General features: G+C 64.8%; 16 protein-coding genes and 1 pseudogene. 12 read left to right on the top strand and 5 right to left on the bottom strand.

Features of this window, described 5'->3' with window-relative positions:
* The first annotated feature begins 44 nt into the window (after positions 1-44).
* Positions 45-1148 carry an ABC transporter permease gene (locus tag ROSELON_RS03035; protein ID WP_025310973.1) on the top strand — a complete coding sequence of 368 codons (1104 nt, stop codon included), beginning with the start codon at positions 45-47 and terminating at the stop codon, positions 1146-1148.
* Positions 1145-2743, top strand: coding sequence for an ABC transporter ATP-binding protein (locus ROSELON_RS03030; protein WP_025310972.1), 1599 nt, complete (start codon positions 1145-1147; stop codon positions 2741-2743). The genes ROSELON_RS03035 and ROSELON_RS03030 overlap by 4 nt, the downstream gene beginning before the upstream one ends.
* Positions 2744-2813: 70 nt before the next feature.
* Here ROSELON_RS03030 and hemN read toward each other — a convergent pair whose 3' ends face one another.
* Positions 2814-4169 (bottom strand): oxygen-independent coproporphyrinogen III oxidase, encoded by a 1356-nt coding sequence (gene hemN, locus ROSELON_RS03025; RefSeq protein ID WP_025310971.1) that lies wholly within the window; start codon positions 4167-4169, stop codon positions 2814-2816.
* Positions 4170-4252: 83 nt separating this feature from the next.
* On the opposite strand from hemN, the gene fnrL reads away from it, so the two are divergent.
* Entirely contained in the window at positions 4253-4999 is a 747-nt protein-coding gene (fnrL, locus tag ROSELON_RS03020; protein ID WP_025310970.1) for a transcriptional regulator FnrL, read from the top strand.
* 72 nt (positions 5000-5071) lie between these two features.
* On the opposite strand, the gene ROSELON_RS03015 is transcribed toward fnrL, so the two are convergent.
* A complete protein-coding gene (locus tag ROSELON_RS03015) occupies positions 5072-5911 on the bottom strand; it encodes a universal stress protein (RefSeq protein ID WP_025310969.1) in 840 nt (279 codons plus the stop codon).
* A gap of 216 nt (positions 5912-6127) precedes the next feature.
* On the opposite strand from ROSELON_RS03015, the gene ccoN reads away from it, so the two are divergent.
* The 8 genes and pseudogenes from ccoN (at position 6128) to ccoS (ending at position 14307) form a co-directional block, all read left to right on the top strand.
* Complete coding sequence (ccoN, locus tag ROSELON_RS03010) at positions 6128-7726, top strand: cytochrome-c oxidase, cbb3-type subunit I (RefSeq protein ID WP_025310968.1); 1599 nt, start codon at positions 6128-6130, stop codon at positions 7724-7726.
* Between the two features lie 14 nt (positions 7727-7740).
* A complete protein-coding gene (gene ccoO / locus ROSELON_RS03005) occupies positions 7741-8463 on the top strand; it encodes a cytochrome-c oxidase, cbb3-type subunit II (RefSeq protein ID WP_025310967.1) in 723 nt (240 codons plus the stop codon).
* A gap of 12 nt (positions 8464-8475) precedes the next feature.
* Positions 8476-8688 (top strand): cbb3-type cytochrome c oxidase subunit 3, encoded by a 213-nt coding sequence (locus ROSELON_RS03000; RefSeq protein WP_025310966.1) that lies wholly within the window; start codon positions 8476-8478, stop codon positions 8686-8688.
* A pseudogene (gene ccoP / locus ROSELON_RS02995) lies at positions 8685-9597 on the top strand (cytochrome-c oxidase, cbb3-type subunit III). Before ROSELON_RS03000 ends, ccoP begins: the two are co-directional and overlap by 4 nt.
* Before the next feature lie 419 nt (positions 9598-10016).
* Positions 10017-11447 carry a cytochrome c oxidase accessory protein CcoG gene (gene ccoG / locus ROSELON_RS02990; RefSeq protein ID WP_025310965.1) on the top strand — a complete coding sequence of 477 codons (1431 nt, stop codon included), beginning with the start codon at positions 10017-10019 and terminating at the stop codon, positions 11445-11447.
* Positions 11444-11926, top strand: a complete 483-nt coding sequence (locus ROSELON_RS02985) for a FixH family protein (RefSeq protein WP_025310964.1) — start codon at positions 11444-11446, stop codon at positions 11924-11926. The genes ccoG and ROSELON_RS02985 overlap by 4 nt, the downstream gene beginning before the upstream one ends.
* Before the next feature lie 15 nt (positions 11927-11941).
* Positions 11942-14140 (top strand): heavy metal translocating P-type ATPase, encoded by a 2199-nt coding sequence (locus tag ROSELON_RS02980; RefSeq protein WP_025310963.1) that lies wholly within the window; start codon positions 11942-11944, stop codon positions 14138-14140.
* An 8-nt stretch (positions 14141-14148) separates the two neighbouring features.
* On the top strand, positions 14149-14307 hold the full coding sequence (gene ccoS, locus ROSELON_RS02975) for a cbb3-type cytochrome oxidase assembly protein CcoS (protein WP_025310962.1): 159 nt from the start codon (positions 14149-14151) through the stop codon (positions 14305-14307).
* A 52-nt stretch (positions 14308-14359) separates the two neighbouring features.
* On the opposite strand, the gene ROSELON_RS02970 is transcribed toward ccoS, so the two are convergent.
* Positions 14360-15676: a serine hydrolase gene (locus ROSELON_RS02970; protein ID WP_038650106.1), complete on the bottom strand. Its 1317-nt coding sequence runs from the start codon at positions 15674-15676 to the stop codon at positions 14360-14362.
* Positions 15677-15905: 229 nt separating this feature from the next.
* On the opposite strand from ROSELON_RS02970, the gene hemF reads away from it, so the two are divergent.
* The gene (gene hemF, locus ROSELON_RS02965) at positions 15906-16787 is read left to right on the top strand and encodes an oxygen-dependent coproporphyrinogen oxidase (protein ID WP_025310960.1); all 882 of its coding nucleotides are present in this window, start codon (positions 15906-15908) and stop codon (positions 16785-16787) included.
* A gap of 4 nt (positions 16788-16791) precedes the next feature.
* Here hemF and ROSELON_RS02960 read toward each other — a convergent pair whose 3' ends face one another.
* Both ROSELON_RS02960 and hemE read right to left on the bottom strand, forming a co-directional pair.
* On the bottom strand, positions 16792-17970 hold the full coding sequence (locus tag ROSELON_RS02960) for an NAD(P)/FAD-dependent oxidoreductase (RefSeq protein WP_025310959.1): 1179 nt from the start codon (positions 17968-17970) through the stop codon (positions 16792-16794).
* Positions 17971-17976: 6 nt separating this feature from the next.
* Entirely contained in the window at positions 17977-19008 is a 1032-nt protein-coding gene (gene hemE / locus ROSELON_RS02955; protein WP_025310958.1) for a uroporphyrinogen decarboxylase, read from the bottom strand.
* Positions 19009-19070 lie beyond the last annotated feature (62 nt).

Below are 19070 nucleotides of genomic sequence, written 5' to 3'. Positions count from 1 at the left end.
CCCGACTCCGCCGATCATCATGCCCCGGCCGCGTCGGGGGTGGGCTGTCGCCGCTGAACCGCCGCCGCTGGCAGAACTTCAAGGCGAACCGGCGGGCCTATTGGTCGCTGATGATCTTTATCGTGCTCTATGGCCTGTCGCTGTTTGCCGAGCTGATCGCCAATGACAAGCCCCTGCTGGTGCAATACCGGGGCGGCTATTACACGCCGATCTTCAGTTTCTACCCCGAGACGGAGTTCGGCGGCGATTTCCGCACCGAGGCCGTCTATCGCGATATCGAGGTGCAATGCCTGATCGTGTCGGGCGGTCTTGAGGATTGCTGGGACGATCCCGAAGGCGTGATCGAAGAGGTGCAGGAAACCGGGGCCTTTGCAGGCGTGCCGGTCGAGCAGGGATGGCTGCTGTGGCCGCTCGTCCCCTACAGCTACAACACGGTCAACGATCTGGGCCGCGCGGCCCCGTCGCCGCCCGATGCCGATCACTTGCTGGGCACCGATGACACGGCGCGCGACGTGCTGGCACGGGTGATCTACGGGTTCCGCCTGTCGGTCAGTTTCGCGCTGATCGTGACCTTTCTGACCTCGGTCATCGGGATCGCGGCGGGGGCCGTTCAGGGCTTTTTCGGCGGCGTCGTGGACCTGCTGTTCCAGCGCATCATCGAGATCTGGAACTCGACCCCCAGCCTTTACATCATCATCATCATATCCGCGATTTTCACGATGAATTTCTGGCTGCTGGTGTTCCTGATGGTGCTGTTCGGCTGGACGGGCCTTGTGGGTGTGGTGCGGGCCGAGTTCTTGCGCGCGCGCAATTTCGAATATGTCCGCGCAGCGCGGGCGCTGGGCGTGGGCAGTGGCACGATCATGTGGCGTCATGTCCTGCCGAACGCGATGGTGGCGACGCTGACGTTTCTGCCCTTCATCGTGACGGGCACGATCGGCGGGTTGGCCAGCCTCGATTTCCTGGGCTTCGGGCTACCATCCTCGGCGCCGAGCCTGGGTGAGATGACCCTGCAGGCCAAGAACAACCTGAACGCGCCTTGGCTGGGCTTCACCGCGTTTTTCACCTTTGCGATCATGCTGTCGCTGCTTGTCTTCATCTTCGAAGGCGTGCGCGATGCGTTCGACCCCAGGAAGACCTTCACATGAGTGTGCTGGACGTTCGCAACCTTTCGGTCACCTTCCGGCAGGGCGCGCAGGAAACGCGCGCGGTGCGCGGCGTGTCGTTTTCGATCGACAAGGGCGAGACGGTCGCGCTGGTCGGCGAAAGCGGCTCGGGCAAGTCGGTCACGGCGCTGTCCACAGTCGATCTCTTGCCCGAGTCGGCTGAGATCGCGGGCTCGGTCACCTATAACGGCGAAGAGATGGTCGGCGCCCCCGAGGACCGGCTGCGCGATATCCGGGGCGATGACATCAGCTTCATCTTCCAGGAGCCGATGACCTCGCTGAACCCGCTGCATACGTTGGAAAAGCAGATCGGCGAAAGCCTAGCCCTGCATCAGGGGCTGAGCGGGGATGCCGCGCGCGCGCGTATCCTCGAATTGCTGACCAAGGTGGGCATCCGCGACCCCGAAACACGGCTGGGGGCCTACCCGCACCAGTTGTCGGGCGGGCAGCGGCAGCGCGTGATGATCGCCATGGCGCTGGCCAATGGCCCCGATCTGCTGGTGGCGGACGAGCCGACCACGGCGCTGGACGTCACGATCCAGGCGCAAATCCTTGAATTGCTGGCCGAGTTGAAGCGTGACATGGGCATGAGCCTTTTGTTCATCACCCATGATCTGGGCATCGTGCGGCGGATCGCCGACCGGGTCTGCGTGATGAAGGGCGGCGAGATCGTCGAACAGGGGCCGACGGCCGAGATTTTCGCCAACCCGCGTCACCCCTATACGCAAACGCTTTTGGCGGCCGAGCCCAGCGGGACGCCCGACCCGGTGCCGGCCGAGGCCGAGGAAATCGTGCAGACGCGCGATCTGCGCGTGTGGTTCCCGATCCAGCGGGGGTTCCTGCGGCGCACGGTCGGCCATGTGAAGGCCGTGAATGCCGCGACGATCAGCGTGCGCGAGGGCGAAACGCTGGGGGTTGTGGGCGAAAGCGGATCGGGCAAGACGACCCTGGCCATGGCGATCCTGCGGCTGATTTCGTCGGACGGGCCGGTGGTGTTCATGGGCCGCGACATCCAGGGTCAAAGCTCGCGCCAGTTGCGCCCGATCCGGCACAACATGCAGGTGGTGTTCCAGGACCCGTATGGCAGCCTCAGCCCGCGCATGACAGTGGCGCAGATCGTGGCCGAGGGGCTGGCCGTACAGGGGGTGGGGCGTGACGACCAAGCCCAACGCGTCGCCGAGATCCTGACCGAGGTCGGGCTGGACCCGGAGATGATGCACCGCTACCCGCACGAATTCTCGGGCGGGCAGCGTCAGCGGATCGCCATCGCGCGCGCCATGATCCTGCGCCCGCGTCTGGTGATTCTGGACGAACCCACAAGTGCGCTGGACATGACCGTGCAGACGCAGATCGTGGATCTGCTGCGTCGGTTGCAGGCCGATCATCGCCTCGCCTACCTGTTCATCAGCCATGACCTGAAGGTGGTGCGCGCCCTCAGCCACAAGGTGATCGTCATGAAACAGGGCGACGTGGTCGAGGCCGGCGCGTCCGAGGACCTGTTCCGCAACCCGAAGACGGCCTATACGCGGGCGCTGATGCGCGCGGCATTCGGGGCCTTGCCCGAAAGCGCGGCCTGAGCGGCAGGCGCAGGAAAAAACGACCGGGCGATCGGCCCGGCGTCTTGGTTGCTGGTCGCGGTGTCGCGGCTCAGATCGCCGAGGAATGCCCCTCGGCCCGCATCTCGTATTCGTCGAAGACACGCGCGATCATGCGCGACAGCGGCCGTCCCTCGGGCGGGATCTCGAACCCGTCCTCGGTGATGCGGACCATCTTGCCGAACGCGTCCGCAGCCTCGCGATAGAGTTTCTCGGCCTTGGCGGCGACCGGGCCGAACTCGGCCTCGAGTTGCGCCGTGTCGATGCGGAAATCGCACATCAGCATCTCGATCATGCGCGAGCGCAAAACGTCGTCGCCCTTGAAGATGTGGCCGCGCCCGGTGCCCAGTTCGCCGGCGCGCACCGCCTTTTGGTAGGCGGCCGTCGAGGCGGCGTTCTGGGCATAGCCCTGCGGGAAGCGCGAGATCGCCGAAGCGCCGAGCGACAGCAGCGTGTCGCAATTGTCGTCGGTATAGCCCTGGAAATTGCGGCGCAGATGCCCCGTCTTGGCGGCCTTGCCCATCGAATCGGTGGGCTTGGCGAAATGGTCGATGCCGATCTCGTCATAGCCGTCCCACATGAACAGGCGACGCGCCGTGTCAAAGAGCTGCAGCCGTTCCTCGGGCGTGGGCAGCGCGTCGGTCGGGATCATGGCCTGACGCTTGGCCATCCAGGGCACATGGGCATAGCCGTAAAGCGCAACGCGGTCGGGCGAGAGCGACAACAGCATCTGAACGCTTTCCGAGATCCGCTCGGGCGTCTGGTTGGGCAGACCGTAGAGGATGTCGGCATTCAACGAGTGAATCCCATGTTCGCGCAGCCCTTCGACGGCCTCGCGCGTGACATCGTAGCCCTGGATGCGGCCGATGATCTTCTGGATCTCGGGGTCGAAATCCTGCACGCCGATCGAGGCGCGGTTCATGCCCGCGGCGGCCAGGGCGGCCATGCGCGGCCTGTCGATTTCATTCGGGTCGATCTCGACCGAGAATTCGGCCCCTTCAGCCAACGGGATCTGCGACAGCAACGTATCGGCGAGATCCGTCATCAGATCGGCCGACAGGAGCGTCGGTGTCCCGCCGCCCCAGTGTAGCCGGGCGATGCGGACGCCCTTGGGCAGGATCGCGGCGACCGTGGCGATCTCCTGCTTGAGGGTGTTCACATAGGCGATAACCGGGTCGTCATTGCGCACGCCCTGGGTGCGGCAGGCGCAGAACCAGCACAGCCTGCGGCAAAAGGGCACATGCAGATAGACCGAGATGGCGCTGCCGGTGGGAATGCTCTCCACCCAGCTGCGAAAGACATCACTACTTACGTCGTTCGAGAACTTGGTGGCCGGCGGATAGCTCGTGTAGCGCGGCACCTTTGCGTCGAACAGACCGAGCTGTCGAAGTTGCGAAAGATGTTCCATTAGGATACAGCTAAAGGTGGAACGCGCCCCCAACATTGACGCAGATCAATCGGGCGAAATGGATTGTCCGAAAGGACCTTGGTATGCCCAAAACGCAACTTGCATTTCCGCAGGAGCAGTGCTCCGAATGTCCGATCCGGCACCGCGCGGTCTGCGCGCGTTGTGACACGGACGAGCTGGAGAAGCTCGAGTCGATCAAGTACTACCGCACCTTCGAGGCCGGTCAGACGATCGTGTGGGCGGGCGACAAGATGGATTTCGTGGCCTCGGTCGTGCATGGGGTCGCGTCGCTCACCCAGACGATGGAAGACGGGCGTCGCCAGATGGTTGGTCTGTTGCTGCCGTCCGATTTCCTCGGGCGTCCGAATCGGGAAACGGCCGCTTATGACGTGACGGCGACGACGGATGTGCAGCTGTGCTGTTTCCGGCGCGCCCCGTTCCAGGACATGATGCTGACCACCCCGCATGTGGGGCAGCGTCTGCTTGAGATGACGCTGGATGAACTGGACGCCGCACGGGAATGGATGCTGTTGCTCGGGCGCAAGACAGCGCGCGAAAAGATCGCCAGTTTCCTGTCGATCATCGCGCGCCGCGAAACCAGCGTTCAGAACATCGGCGGTGCCGGCGAGGTGGCGTTCGACCTGCCGCTGACCCGCGAAGCGATGGCGGATTACCTGGGCCTGACGCTGGAAACCGTCAGCCGCCAGATGTCGGGCCTAAAGAAAGACGAGGTGATCCGGCTGGAAGGCAAGCGTCATATCGTGATTCCGGATTTCGAAATCCTCATGGACGAGACCGGCGACGATTCCGATGGTGGCATGCCGGAGTGATCGCAGGCTGACAGATCGGTCTGATCGAACGCCCCACGGATCCCGCGGGGCGTTGTCGTTTGCGGCCGGCCCTCAATGCGCCATCAGCACCGGCACCGTGCAGTGTTCCAGCATGTTGCGGGTCGCGCCGCCCAGAATCGCCTCGCGGAAGCGCGAGTGGCCGTAGGCGCCCATGACCAGCAGGTCGGCATCCTGGTCGGCGATGTGACGCTTGAGCACCTCGGACACGCGGGGCAGGGTCTGCGGCAGCAGCGACACCTCGCAGGTCACGCCATGCCGGCTGAGCATGCGCGACAGTTCGGCGCCGGGATCGGTGGTTTCGCTGCCATGCCGCTCGGGGGCGATGATGCAGATGTTCACGAGGTCGGCGCCGACCAGCATCGGCATGGCGCGGCGGATGGCCGTCATCGCCTCGTTCGATTCGTTCCAGGCGACGACGATCTTCCTCGGGGTCAGGGACACGGGTTTCTCATCCGCCAGAACGATGACGGGTGCGTTGCCCTGGAACATGGCCGATTCAACCATGACGGGAGCATCCGACGGCAGATCGGCACCGTAGGGTTTGGGCAGCATGACGAGATCGGCAAACCGTGCGCGGCGTGCGACGACCGGTGTGACCGAGGCCGACTGCGCCACCAGGGCCTCGACGCCCCACGAAATGTCCGACTGTGCGAGATGGGTGCGGGCGGCCTGTTCGATTCGCGTCGCCTCGGCCTGGGCCTGGGCGAGGGTCTCATCGTGCATGAGCGTTGTCGCGCCAGCAAAATAATAGCCTGTCTGCGTTCGGTCGATGCCCAAGCACAGGACATCGAGATGCGCCTCCGCCGCTGCGGCGAACGGCGCGACGGCGTCAAGAACAGGCGCAACGTCCTTGTCGTCGGTCAAGACGGTCAGAATGCTCTTGTAGGCCATGAGACCCTCCTCGTTTTGCTCCGAGAGATGCATACGATCGCACACTCTGCGCCACATTGACCTGCATCAACCCTCGTGCGCATGGGGTATGATTGACTTGGATCAAGGTCCCTACTCGCCTTATCCGCGATTTGGGGATCAGATGGAACAGCTCCGGACGGCTTTGCCGAGTCGCTACAGGTGAATCCGAACCGGGGCATCACGAAGGGACGATCAATGCTTGATTATGTAAAGCTGCTGATCCTTGGCCTTGTCGCGGTTCTGGCCGCGATTGCGGCCAACTATGCCAGGGACATGCTCTATATGGTGCATGCCATCCTGATCATGGTGACGGCAGGCGGTCTGTTTCTGTGGCAACTGCGCCGCACGGGCGAGCCGCGGTATGTGAACGAAAACGAATATATGGACGGGCCGGTTCGCGCCGCAGCCATCGGGACGGCCTTTTGGGGCGTCATCGGCTTTCTGGTCGGGGTGTTCATCGCCTTCCAACTGGCCTTTCCACAGCTCAATTTCGACTGGGCGCAGCCCTATCTGAACTTTGGTCGTCTGCGCCCGCTGCACACTTCGGCGGTGATTTTCGCCTTTGGCGGCACCGGCCTGCTGGCCGCGTCGTTCTACGTGGTTCAGCGCACCTCGGCCGCACGCATGTGGGGCGGTGGCCTGGCGTGGTTCGTGTTCTGGGGCTACCAGTTCTTCATCGTGCTCGCGGCCACCAGCTATCTGCTGGGCGGCAGCCAGAGCCGTGAATACGCCGAGCCCGAGTGGTACATCGACCTGTGGCTGACCATCGTGTGGGTCGCCTATCTGGCGCTGTTCGTCGGCACGCTGCTCAAGCGCAAGGAGCCGCATATCTACGTCGCCAACTGGTTCTTCCTGTCCTTCATCGTCACCGTCGCGATGCTGCACGTGGTCAACAACCTGGCCGTGCCGGTGTCGATCTTTGGCTCGCGGTCGGTTTCGCTCTTCTCGGGTGTGCAGGATGCCATGACGCAGTGGTGGTATGGCCACAACGCCGTGGGCTTCTTCCTGACCGCCGGCTTCCTGGGCATGATGTATTACTTCATTCCCAAGCAGGCCGAACGCCCGGTCTATTCCTACAAGCTGTCGATCATCCACTTCTGGGCGCTGATCTTCCTGTACATCTGGGCCGGTCCGCACCACCTGCACTACACGGCGCTGCCTGACTGGGCCTCGACCCTGGGCATGGTGTTCTCGATCGTGCTGTGGATGCCCAGTTGGGGCGGCATGATCAACGGCCTGATGACGCTGTCGGGCGCGTGGGACAAGCTGCGCACCGACCCGGTTCTGCGGATGATGGTCACCTCGGTCGCCTTCTACGGCATGTCGACCTTCGAAGGCCCGATGATGTCGATCCGCGCGGTCAACTCGCTGTCGCACTACACGGACTGGACGATCGGTCACGTGCACTCGGGCGCGCTGGGCTGGAACGGCATGATCACCTTCGGGATGCTGTACTACCTGTTCCCGAAACTGTGGAACCGTCAGGCGCTCTACAGCCTGCGCATGGTCAGCTGGCACTACTGGCTCGCCACGATCGGCATCGTGCTCTACGCCGCCTCGATGTGGGTGACGGGGATCATGGAAGGCCTGATGTGGCGCGAAGTCGACGACCAGGGCTTCCTCGTGAACTCCTTCGCCGACACCGTGGAAGCCAAGTTCCCGATGTATGTGGTGCGTGGTCTGGGCGGGGTGCTTTACCTCACCGGCGCGATCATCATGGCCTACAACCTCTGGATGACCGTGAAGAAGGGGGCTGCCCGCAAGGATGCCACCGTCGCGGCGCCGGCTGAATAAGGGGGGACCTGACAATGGCTGCATTTGATGGTCACAAGAAGATTGAAACCAACGCAACCCTCCTGCTGGCGCTCAGCTTTCTGGTCGTCACGATCGGGGGGATCGTGGAAATCGCACCGCTGTTCTACCTGGAGAACACCATCGAGGACGTGGAGGGCATGCGCCCCTACTCGCCCCTCGAACTGGCGGGCCGCGAGATCTACATCCGCGAGGGCTGCTATGTGTGTCACAGCCAGATGATCCGTCCCATGCGGGACGAGGTCGAACGCTATGGCCACTACTCGCTGGCAGCCGAAAGCCAGTACGACCACCCGTTCCAGTGGGGCTCGAAGCGGACGGGGCCCGACCTCGCCCGCGTCGGCGGCCGCTACTCGGACGCCTGGCATGTCGATCACCTGATCGATCCCCAGTCGGTGGTGCCGGAATCGGTGATGCCGCCCTATGCGTTCCTCGCCGAAACGGTGATCGAACCGACCTATATCGCCGATCTGATGGAAACCCATCGCATCGTCGGTGTGCCCTATACCGACGAGATGATCGAAATGGCCGAGCTCGATTTCGTCGAGCAGGCCACCGATTTCGGCGATTCGGGTGTGGTCGAGCGCTATCCCGGCGCACAGCAGCGTGACTTTGACGGGAACCCCGAGGTGACCGAGATGGACGCGATGGTGGCCTATCTCCAGATGCTCGGCACGCTGGTCGATTTCTCGACCTTCGAAGCCGACGCAAGCCGTTAAGGGGGGAAGCCGATGGAAGACACCTATACCTTACTGCAGGTCATTGCCCGCAGCTGGGGCGCGCTGTTCATGCTTCTCGTGTTTCTCGGGGTTGTCGTGTTCACGTTGCGTCCCGGCAGCCGCAAGGTCCATCGCGATACCGCGAACATCCCTTTCCGCCATGACGACCGGCCGGCCGGCGACAGCCAGGCAGCCAACGCCCAATTCGAGGAGGCGCGGCAATGAGTGACGACAAGAACAAGCATCCCGAGGAGCAGATCCTGCAAGAGGGTGACCCCGATACGACCGGTCACGTCTGGGATGGCATCAAGGAGTTCAACAATCCCCTGCCGCGTTGGTGGCTATGGACCTTTTACGGCTGCATCGTCTGGGGCATCGGTTATACCGTCCTGTACCCGGCATGGCCGCTGATCAACGGGGCCACGCCCGGCATCCTGGGCTTTTCGACGCGCGCCGAGGTGGCCGAGGATATCGACCGTTTCGACGACATGAATGCCGGCATTCGTCAGCGCATTACCGAGGTCGATTTGACCGAGATCAACGCAACGGCGAATCCCGACCTCTATAACTACGCTATCCAAGGGGGGGGCGACGTTCGCAACTTGGTGTTCGCAGTGTCACGGTTCTGGTGCGGCGGGCGTTCAGGCTTCGGGGTATCCGAACCTTCTGGACGACGACTGGCTCTGGGGCGGTACCATTGAGGAGGTTCATTTTACGATCAGCCACGGCATCCGGAACGAGGATGACCCGAACGCACGCTATTCCGAGATGACCGCCTTCGAGGGCATCCTTTCGGACGAGGAGATCAGCCAGGTTGTGCAATACGTGCGCAATATCTCTGGCCAGGATCACGACGCCACGTTGGCTGCGGCCGGCGAGGAGGTCTACCTCTACAACTGTGCGGCGTGTCATGCCGAGGATGGGGCAGGCGACCCGTTCCTGGGCGCGCCCAACCTGACGGATGCGATCTGGCTTTACGGTGGTTCTGAAGAGGCCATCGAATACACGGTGCGCAACGCACGATTCGGCGTCATGCCGCCCTGGTCGGCGGATGCCTCCGAGGCGGGGCGCCTGAGCGAGGCCGAGGTCCGCTCGGTAGCCGTGTATGTACACTCACTTGGTGGTGGCCAGTAGGGCCATCATCTCACAAGTTCCGGTGGCCCCTCCCGGTCGCCGGAGTGGCACCGGTCCCGGTCCTGTTCGCGCGTTTCCTACGGGACCGGTGCCTCCCTTCCCCCGACGACAGCCACCCGCACGGTCGTTCTGTGCAGGCGCCGGCGCGAAGCCGACGGAAGAGTACACTTAATCATAGGTCGCGCGCGCGTTTTTCCCAACCATTTTGATGCAGCGGTCCGTCATGCGGTTTCGCACGCGGCCGAACCCACGGTCGCCGACGGTATGGGCGGATGGGTCGCAGCACATTCCTTTGGCGTCGCAAACCTTTTCGTCTGTATGCTTCCGTATGCTTGATTCACGTCAATGAAAGGGCACCCTGCGCGGCCCTAGAACCATTCCAGCGCAGGACAAAACGACCAGACCCCAAGGATTCCGATATGAGTGCCACCGAAGAGCCGCAAAAGCTCTATGCCGCCCGTGAACCTGTTTTCCCCAAGCGTGTGAAGGGCCGCTTTCGGAACCTGAAATGGGTGATCATGATCGTCACCCTCGGCATCTATTACTTGACGCCCTGGATTCGATGGGATCGCGGCCCCAGCCTGCCCGATCAGGCGGTCCTGCTGGACCTCGCCAATCGGCGGTTCTTCTTCTTCTGGATCGAGATCTGGCCGCATGAATTCTATTTCGTGGCCGGTCTGCTGATCATGGCCGGTCTCGGGCTGTTTCTGTTCACCTCGGCCCTGGGCCGTGTCTGGTGCGGGTATACCTGCCCGCAAACCGTGTGGACCGACCTGTTCTTTACGGTCGAACGCTGGATCGAGGGGGACCGCAACGCGCGGCTGCGCCTGTGGAAGCAGGATTGGAACTTCAAGAAATTCCGTCTGCGGGTTGTCAAGTATATCGTATGGCTGCTGATCGCCGTCGCAACGGGGGGCGCGTGGGTGTTCTACTTTGCCGATGCCCCGACGCTGTTGGTCGATCTGGTCACGCTCCAGGCGCCCTATGTGGCCTATACCACGATCGGCGTCCTGACCGCGACGACCTTTGTCTTCGGCGGCTTCATGCGCGAGCAGGTGTGCATCTACATGTGCCCCTGGCCGCGCATCCAGGCGGCGATGATGGACGAGCAGACGATCACCGTGGCCTACCGCGATTGGCGGGGCGAGCCGCGCGGCAAACATCGCAAGGGGCAGGAAAACACGGAGTTGGGTGACTGCATCGACTGCATGGCCTGCGTGAACGTCTGCCCGGTGGGGATCGACATCCGCGATGGCCAGCAGCTGGAATGCATCACCTGCGCGCTGTGCATCGACGCCTGCGACGACATCATGGCCAAAATCGGCAAGCCGCGCGGCCTGGTCGATTACATGGCGCTGACCGACGAGACCAACGAACGCGCCGGCAAGGACAAGATCTCGGTCTGGAAGCACATCTTCCGTCTGCGCACGATCATCTACACGGTCCTGTGGTCGGCCATCGGCATCGGCCTGACGGTGTTGCTGTTCATCCGCTCCGATATCGACATGACCGTGGCCGCCGTGCGGAACCCGCAATATGTCACGCTGTCTGACGGGTCGATCCGGAATACATATGACGTGCGGATCCGCAACATGACGCATCAGACCTCCGATTTCCGGGTCTCGCTGGGGGAGGGCGCGCCTTTCATCCTCGAACTGGAAGGCTCGGATGACGAGACGGTCGAAGTGCCGATCGACTCCACCCTGTTGCAGCGGGTCTATGTGATCGCGCCCGCCGGGACGGAGGCGGCTGCGACCGAACGAACCGATTTCCGTCTTTGGATCGAGGACCTCAGCACGAATACGCGCTCGTTTGAGGACACGACATTCTTCGGGAGGGAGACCGAATGACCGACGACACAGACCGCAGTGCCGGCAAACCCCTGACCGGCCGCAAGGTCCTGGCGATGTTCGTGATCGGTTTTGGCCTGATCATCGGGGTGAACCTGTTCATGGCCTACAATGCCATTTCCACCTTTCCGGGGATGGAGGTCAGTTCGAGCTATGCCGACAGCCAGACCTTCGACGATCGTCGGCTGGCCCAAGAGGAGTTGGGCTGGAATGCCTCGGTCGCGGTCGAGAACGGTGTCCTGAACCTGACGCTGGTCGATTCCGAGGGCCGTCCGGTCTACCCGGCCGAGCTCGATGCGCTGCTGACGCGTCCGACCAGCCAGCGCGACGATCAGCGCCTTGATTTCGCGCGCGGCCCCAATGGCGTGTTGACCGCACCTGTCGCGCTGGCCGAGGGGCAGTGGCGTCTGCGTCTGACCGGCAAGGCACGAAACGGGGCCGATTACCGCCACAACATCACCTTTTCGCTGCGCGACTGACCAAAGGATCGGGCAATGACCGTCACCTTCGATCATGCTCAGGAACGGGCCCGGCCAGGGGCCTGCCCGGCCTGCAACGTCGCCCCGGCGGCCGAACATCTGGCCGAGTTGCCGAAAGACGCGACGCTGATGCTGTCGCTGCCGGGGATTCACTGCGCGGGCTGCATCTCGGGCGTGGAAAAGGCGCTGCGCGGCATTCCGGGCGTCAAGGAGGCGCGGGTGAACCTGACCCTGCGCCGCGCCGCCGTCGAGGCCGAGCCCGGCGTGACCCCCGATGATCTGACACAGGTCCTCGAGGCGGCGGGCTATGAGGCCCACGAGCTTGACCCCGGCGTCCTGGCCACGACCGCCGCGGACCGGGCCGGGCGCGATCTGCTGATGCGTCTGGCGGTGGCCTTTTTCGCGATGATGAACGTAATGCTCTTGTCCGTGGCCGTCTGGGCCGGGGCCGAGGGCGTCACGCGGGACATGATGCACTGGATCTCGGCGGGCATTGCGATCCCGGCCGTGATCTTTTCGGGCCAGCCCTTCTACCTGTCGGCCTGGTCGGCGCTCAGGGGCGGGCGGCTGAACATGGACGTGCCGATCACGCTGGCCATCGTGCTGGCGGTGGGCACCTCGCTTTACGAGACGACTCAATCGGGCGAGCATGCCTATTTCGATGCGGCTATCGCGCTGTGCACCTTTCTTTTGGCGGGGCGGTATCTCGACCATCGCACGCGTGCCTCGGCGCGGTCGGCCGCGCAGGAACTGGCCGCGTTGGAAGTGCCGCGCGCCGTGCGCATCCTGTCCGACGGCACCGAGGAAACGGTGGCCGCCTCGGACCTGGCGGTGGGCGACATCGTCCGGGTCAAGCCCGGTGGCCGCATTCCCGTCGATGGCGTCGTGACCGAGGGGCAGTCCGAGCTGGACCGGTCCCTGATGACCGGAGAGAGCCTGCCCGTTTATGCCGGCCCCGGTCAGGTGGTCAGCGCCGGCGAGGTCAATCTGACCGGCCCATTGCTGGTGCAGGTACAGGCGGCGGGCCGCGACACCTCGTTGCACCGTATCGCCGATCTGGTCGCCGTGGCCGAGTCGGGGCGGTCGAATTACAACTCTCTCGCCGACAGGGCCGCCAAGCTCTATGCGCCGGGCGTGCATATCCTGTCGGTCGTGGCCGCCGTGGGATGGTATATCGGCACGCAGGACCTGCGGGTGTCGCTGAACATCGCGGCGGCGGTTCTGATCATCACCTGTCCCTGCGCCCTCGGGTTGGCCGTGCCTGCGGTCACCACCGCCGCGTCGGGGCGTCTGTTTCGCAAGGGGTTGCTGATCAAGAAGGGCACGGCCCTGGAACGTCTGGCCGAGGCCGATACCGTCGTGTTCGACAAGACCGGCACGCTGACCACCGGCACGCCCGATCCCGTGGGCCTCGAGGATCTGCCCGAGGGGGATCTGCGGGTTGCCCTGGCGCTGGCCGAAGTCTCCTCGCATCCGCTGGCCGATGCCTTGGCGGTCGCGCTCAGGGCCAGGGGCCTGCAGCCCGCCACCGTGACCGACCTGGTCGAACGCCCCGGTTACGGGGTGGAAGGCCTGTGGCATGATAAGCCCGTGCGCCTTGGCCGCGCGGCGTGGCTCGGGGCCGAGGCCCCCGACATGACGGCAAGTTTCCTAAAGATCGGCGATCAGGCGCCGCGCACGGTGCGCTTTACCGACACGTTGCGCGAGGGGGCCGAGGAAACCGTCGCCGCGCTCAAGGCCGATGGCAAGCGGGTGATCCTGATCTCGGGCGATACCAAGGGGGCCGTGACCCGGTTCGCCGGTCGCATGGGCATCGACGAGGTCATCGCCGAGGCCCTGCCCGAGGAAAAGGCCGCGCTGGTGGCCGATCTGGCGGCCGAGGGCGCCAAGGTGCTGATGGTGGGTGACGGGCTGAACGACACCGCGGCGCTGGCGGCGGCGCATGTGTCGATTTCGCCGGCCTCGGCGCTGGATGCGGCGCGCACGGCATCGGACATGGTGCTGATGGGGCGCAGCCTGGCCCCGATCGGTGATGCGGTCACCACCTCGGTCTCGGCCGCCAAGCGCATTCACGAGAATTTCTCGATTGCGACGGTCTATAACGTCTTGGCCGTGCCCTTGGCGGTGGCGGGGCTTGCCACGCCGCTGATCGCGGCCTTGGCCATGTCGCTGTCTTCGATTACGGTGTCGCTGAACGCTCTGCGGCTCAGGTAAAGACACCCATGGACATTCTCGGCCTGCTCATCCCCGTCAGCCTGTTTCTCGGGTTGCTCGGACTGGCCTTTTTCTTCTGGATGCTGCGCCGCGGGCAGTTCGACGACCCCGACGGGGATGCCAACCGCATCTTGTCCGAGGATTACGACGACAAGCCCAAGAAATGAGGCCACGCGCGTTGGGGGGGCGGCGGTCACGAACGTGTCCCCGCCTCGATCTTCAGGGGCCGAACATCTCGCAGGTCACGTTGCGGGCGGCCAGCCTGGCGCAGGCGCGCGCCGCCTGAGTCTCGGTCATGCCGGCAAAGCGGGCCTCGTACCCGCCAGAGCGTTGAACCACGCGGCGCAAGGCATCGTCGAATGTGCCCAGCTCGGCCAGTGCGGTGCGCAACAGCAAGCGTTCGGCGGCATGGTGCGACGGCTGCCGCCCCAGCGACACGCCGTATAGACGGCTGCCGGTCGAGGAGGCGCGGGTGATGACCTCGGGCGCGGTGGGCTGGGGGCGCGGCGGCACGTCGAGGGCGGCTTGAGGCTCCGGCCTCGGTGTCGGGGGAAGGCTGGGGACCTCGGTGGCGGTGGCCGTCTCGACCTCGGTCAGGACTTCGCCGACCGCTTCGCCAATGGCGGCCAGCAATTCAGGCGATGGGGCCGATGGACCGGGGCGGGGCACCGGGCGCAGGCTGCGGGCGACCGCGCCGTTGCTCGCACCGCCATCGGGGTAGGACGGAAGCGGTGGCGTTCGGACCGGCGCGCGGCTTGGCGCCCTGTCGAAACCCATGTCCAGCAATTCCATGATGCGCTGATTGCGCCACGCCGCCGAGCGTCCGCCGAACACCGTGGCGATGATCCGTTCCCGTCCGCGCTGCGCCGAGGCCACGAGGTTGAAGCCCGCGGCCCGCGTATAGCCCGTCTTGATCCCGTCCGCCCCGGCATAGGCGTTGAGAACCGCGCGGTTGGTGTTGCGGATCGTGGCGATGCCGGCGTCATCCTCGCGCCGCGAGAAGATGTTGTAGTATTGCGGGTAGTCATACACCATCCGCCGCCCGAGGATCGTCATGTCGCGCGCGGTCGAAAGGTGACCGTCGCTGGTCAGGCCGTGCGCGTTGCGAAAGGTCGTTCGCGTCATGCCGAGGGCGCGCGCCGTGCGGGTCATGCGGCGGGCAAAGGCGGCTTCGGACCCTTCGATCGCCTCGCCGATGGCGGTGGCCGCATCATTGGCCGAGCGGATGGCGGCGGCCCGGATGAGAAAGCGAAAGCGGATGGTGCTGCCCGAGCGCAGACCGAGGCGCGAGGGCGGCTCGGCCGCCGCGTTGGCCGAAATGCGGACCGGTGTGTCCAGGCCGATTTCCCCAAGGCGGACCGCCTCGAACGCGATGTAGAGCGTCATCATCTTGGTCAGGGAGGCGGGGTGAAGGCGCGTGTCGGCGTTGCGCGAATGCAGCACCTCGCCGGTGCGGGCATCCATCACCATGGCGGCATAGGGGGCGGCTCGTGCCGGTGCGGTCACACCCAGCACGACACATAGGATCAGCCCCATCAGGGCGGTGAGAAATCTTCCGGTTTGCACGAAGCTGCTCGTTCTGCCTCGGGGTGCCGTCTGACGCGGCGTTTTTTCGATACTACGCGAAAGGCGCACGGAAATCCATGGTGAAACGCGCCCTGCCGTCAGGTCCGTGCGACGCCGCCTGCCGCGCCGGATAGCAAGCCCGGCGTTGAGGTGCTAGTCAGGCACAACGGAGTTCCAGACGCCCCGGGAGAGGCCCGCAATGACCGACCAGTTCGACGACCGAAAAGCCCGCGCTTCGCAGTGGTTTCGAAGATTGAGGGACGAGATCGTCGCCGCCTTCGAAGCCCTTGAAGATGCGCAAGGCGGCCCAGCACCCGCCGGGCGGTTTGAAGTGACCGAAACCAGGCGCCAGTCCGAGGACGGCTCGGATGCCGGGGGCGGGCTGATGAGCGTGATGCGCGGCGGGCGCGTCTTCGAGAAGGTGGGTGTGAATGTCTCGACCGTGCACGGGCAGTTGGGCGAGCGCGCCGTGGCGGCCATGGCCGCGCGCAAGGATCTGTCGGGGCTGAAGGACGACCCGACTTTCTGGGCGTCGGGGATCAGCCTGGTCGCGCATATGCAGAACCCGCACGTGCCCGCCGTCCACATGAACACGCGCATGTTCTGGACCCCGGTGGCGTGGTGGTTCGGGGGCGGGTCAGATCTGAACCCGGCGATCGAATACGCCGAGGATACGGAACACTTCCATGCCGTGTTGAAGGAGCATTGCGACCCGCATGGCGCGGATCTGTATCCGCGTTTCAAGGACTGGGCCGACGAATACTTCTACGTGCCGCATCGCCACCGCGCGCGCGGGGTCGGCGGGATCTTCTACGACGATCTGAACACCGGCGACTGGGAGGCGGATTTCGCCTTTACCCAGGATGTCGGGCGGGCGTTTCTGCCGGCATTCCTGGGCTGTGTCGAACGGCGCAAGCACATGCCGTTCACCGAGGAAGATCGCGAAAGGCAGTTGGTGCATCGCGGGCTCTATGCCGAGTACAACCTCGTCTATGACCGGGGTACGAAATTCGGGCTGGAAACAGGGCACGATGCGAACGCCGTGCTGATGAGCCTGCCGCCCATCGCCAAGTGGACCTGAGAGGTCAGGCGAAGACGGCCCTGAAATCGGTATCGTAGCCCTCGGCCGACAGGTCGCCGCCGGTGGCCGCGATGGCACCGAGGCGCCCGATCTCGTCGCAGGATTTGGCGGCGGCGCCATTGCCGCCGGTCAGGATCGTCAGCCTGTCGGTCAGCCGTTCGATATAGGGATAGCCGGTTTCGGTGAAGCTGACGACGCAGGCCGCGCAGTGCAGGTGGCGCGGGTGCAGCCCGGGCATCAGGACGCTCAGCTGCGCGCTCAGCATCTCGCCCGCCGCGGCGCTGCCCGCAGACTGGAACCATGCGGTCATCTCGGCATCTGTTTCCAGGCGGGGCGATACCGGCTCGCCGCCGATCTTGAGATAGGTCCTGCCATCGGGGTAGCGGATTGGCGGCAGCAGGTAGACGTCGTCGTCCATCCGCCCGCCCTCGGGCATCGCGATAAGGGACGGCATTCCACCCAGGCGCGCGGCCTGTTGTGGATCAAGCTCCGCAAGCACGACCGTCCGGGCGTAGACCGCCATGGCCGGTCGAGCGGGCAACAGCCCCGAGGTGCGGGCATAGCCGCCCGTTGCCATGACGACATGGCCTGCGGTGACAATGTCGCCGCTGCCAAGGGTGAGTGTATCACCGGCCAGCCCAGCGGCAGTGTCGCGGATCACGGTTGCGCCCGCGCGCGTGGCGCAGACCTCTTCGGCGCGGCGCAAGGCACGCGGGTCGATCCAGCCGCCCAGTGCCTCCCACGCGGCGACAGTATCGGCTGGAAAGCGGAAATAGGGGAAACGGGCGTCAAGCGCGTCGCCGTCGATCCGCTCGTGCGGCAGGGCGAGGCGCTTGGCCGCCCCAAGGAAGCCGCGTGTGAACTCGGCCCCCGGCCCATTCAGCGGACCAGCCATCATGACACCGCAGGGGCTATAGAACGACTCGCCCAGTGCCTCTTCCAGCATCGCGTATCGGTCGATGGATCGAAGGGCGAGGCGTGACCAATCCGCCTTTTCGGCCAGTCCGCGCGTGATGCGGCCCGCGTCGTGATGGCTGGCGAACGGGCCGTCGAAGCGGGACGGGTTCTCCGGTTCGTCGGGGCCGATCAGGAAGACGGTATGCCCGGCCTCGGCCAGATGCCGGGCGCAGGCGGTGCCCATCAGGCCCCGCCCCACCACCGCGACATCGGGCCGCGCTGTCACGCGGCGCTAGCCGCGAATGGCCTCGAGCAGGACATGCACGTTCTCAGGGTCGGCATCGGGGGTGATGCCGTGGCCAAGGTTGAAGATGTGCGGCCCGCCCTTGAGCGCGTCGACGATGTGGCGCGCCTCGTCGATCAGGCGCTGGCCGCCCTCGACCATCAGCTTGGGGTCGAGATTGCCCTGAACGCAGCTGTCGGGTTGTAGGTGTTCGGCGGCCCATTCGGGCGCGACCTTGGTGTCGATGGCGACGCAATCGGCGTCGACGGCCTTGGCGAAACCGATGTATTTATCGCCCGCTTCGCGCGGGAAGGCGATGACCGGCAGGCCGGGGTTGCGGCGCTTCATCTCGGCGGTGATGCGCTTGGCGGGTTCCAGCGCGAAACGGTCGAACGCCTCGCCCTTCAGCGACCCGGCCCAGCTGTCGAAGATCTTGACCACCTCGGCCCCGGCTTTGACCTGCATGTCGAGATATTCGATGGTCGCCTCGGTCAGCAGCTCGATCAGCGCGCCAAAGGTGTCGGGATCGCTTTCGCGCAGGGCGTGGGCCGGCCCCTGGTCGGGCGTGCCGCGTCCGGCAATCATGTAAGTCGCCACCGTCCAGGGCGCACCGGCAAAGCCGATCAGCGTGGTTTCCCTGGGCAATTCCCGCGACAGGATTCGCACGGTCTCGTAAACCGGGGCAAGGTGGTCGTGGATGTCATCCTTGCCCTTCAGCGCCTTCAGGCCGTCCGGCCCGGTGATGGTGGACAGGCGCGGCCCCTCGCCGGTGACAAACCACAGATCGGCCCCCAGCGCGTCGGGGATCAGCAGGATATCGGCAAAGAGAATCGCGGCATCGAACCCGTAGCGGCGGATCGGCTGCAGCGTCACCTCGGCCGCAAGCTCGGAATTGTAGCACAGCGACAAGAAGTCCCCCGCCTGCGCGCGCGTTTCGCGGTATTCGGGCAGGTAACGCCCCGCCTGGCGCATCAGCCACACGGGCGGCACATCCATCGCCTCGCCTGCGAGGCTGCGCAGGAGTTTCTTCTTTTCTGTCATCGGGTCATCCTCGGGTCGTTTGGGGCACCGTTTCGCCCCGCGCCAAAACTGTCAAGACGAAC

Source organism: Roseibacterium elongatum DSM 19469 (assembly GCF_000590925.1).
Lineage (GTDB): Bacteria > Pseudomonadota > Alphaproteobacteria > Rhodobacterales > Rhodobacteraceae > Roseibacterium > Roseibacterium elongatum.
This window is presented reverse-complemented; position numbering and strand designations above follow the sequence as displayed.

Bases quoted from the DNA above. Each gene is read 5' to 3' on its own strand.
- ROSELON_RS02970 (WP_038650106.1), bottom strand. From the start codon at position 15,676: ATGGGGCTGATCCTATGTGTCGTGCTGGGTGTGACCGCACCGGCACGA.
- ccoO (WP_025310967.1), top strand. From the start codon at position 7,741: ATGGCTGCATTTGATGGTCACAAGAAGATTGAAACCAACGCAACCCTC.
- fnrL (WP_025310970.1), top strand. From the start codon at position 4,253: ATGCCCAAAACGCAACTTGCATTTCCGCAGGAGCAGTGCTCCGAATGT.
- ccoN (WP_025310968.1), top strand. From the start codon at position 6,128: ATGCTTGATTATGTAAAGCTGCTGATCCTTGGCCTTGTCGCGGTTCTG.
- ROSELON_RS02980 (WP_025310963.1), top strand. From the start codon at position 11,942: ATGACCGTCACCTTCGATCATGCTCAGGAACGGGCCCGGCCAGGGGCC.
- ccoG (WP_025310965.1), top strand. From the start codon at position 10,017: ATGAGTGCCACCGAAGAGCCGCAAAAGCTCTATGCCGCCCGTGAACCT.
- ROSELON_RS02985 (WP_025310964.1), top strand. From the start codon at position 11,444: ATGACCGACGACACAGACCGCAGTGCCGGCAAACCCCTGACCGGCCGC.
- ROSELON_RS03015 (WP_025310969.1), bottom strand. From the start codon at position 5,911: ATGGCCTACAAGAGCATTCTGACCGTCTTGACCGACGACAAGGACGTT.
- ccoS (WP_025310962.1), top strand. From the start codon at position 14,149: ATGGACATTCTCGGCCTGCTCATCCCCGTCAGCCTGTTTCTCGGGTTG.
- ROSELON_RS03030 (WP_025310972.1), top strand. From the start codon at position 1,145: ATGAGTGTGCTGGACGTTCGCAACCTTTCGGTCACCTTCCGGCAGGGC.
- hemF (WP_025310960.1), top strand. From the start codon at position 15,906: ATGACCGACCAGTTCGACGACCGAAAAGCCCGCGCTTCGCAGTGGTTT.
- hemN (WP_025310971.1), bottom strand. From the start codon at position 4,169: ATGGAACATCTTTCGCAACTTCGACAGCTCGGTCTGTTCGACGCAAAG.
- ROSELON_RS03000 (WP_025310966.1), top strand. From the start codon at position 8,476: ATGGAAGACACCTATACCTTACTGCAGGTCATTGCCCGCAGCTGGGGC.
- hemE (WP_025310958.1), bottom strand. From the start codon at position 19,008: ATGACAGAAAAGAAGAAACTCCTGCGCAGCCTCGCAGGCGAGGCGATG.